Origin of the sequence: Mesorhizobium sp. M7A.F.Ca.US.005.03.1.1 (assembly GCF_003997975.1) — a bacterium.
Lineage (GTDB): Bacteria > Pseudomonadota > Alphaproteobacteria > Rhizobiales > Rhizobiaceae > Mesorhizobium > Mesorhizobium ciceri.
On sequence record NZ_RZRO01000230.1, the window covers coordinates 1 to 444 of the forward strand.

Below are 444 nucleotides of genomic sequence, written 5' to 3' on the forward strand. Positions count from 1 at the left end.
CTTCGGGATAGGCCGGACCGCATAACATCAGCTCCGGCTCGATCGGATGCAGCTTGAACTCGAAGCTCGTCACCACGCCGAAATTGCCGCCGCCGCCGCGCAGCGCCCAGAAGAGATCCGGGTTCTGGGTCGCGTCGGCATGGATGAGGCGGCCATCGGCGGTCACCAGATCGGCCGCCAGCAGATTGTCGACGCTGAGGCCGTGGCTGCCGCGCAGCCAGCCGATGCCGCCGGAAAGAGTTAGGCCGGCAACGCCCGTCGCCGAGATGAGGCCGCCCGGCGTGGCGCGATCAAGCGGGGTGGTGGCCGCATCGACATCGGCCCAGGTGGCGCCGCCCTCGACGAAGGCGCAATCGAGGTCGGGCGCGACCCGCACGCCATTCATCAGCGACATGTCGATCATTAGGCCGCCGTCGCAGATGGCGTAGCCAGCAACATTGTGAC

Annotated in this window: 1 protein-coding gene; it reads right to left on the minus strand. The window is 67.6% G+C overall.

Features of this window, described 5'->3' with window-relative positions; translation table 11 throughout:
- A partial coding sequence (locus EN990_RS35295; protein ID WP_164766242.1) for an FAD-binding oxidoreductase occupies positions 1-444 on the minus strand: 444 nt, incomplete at both ends.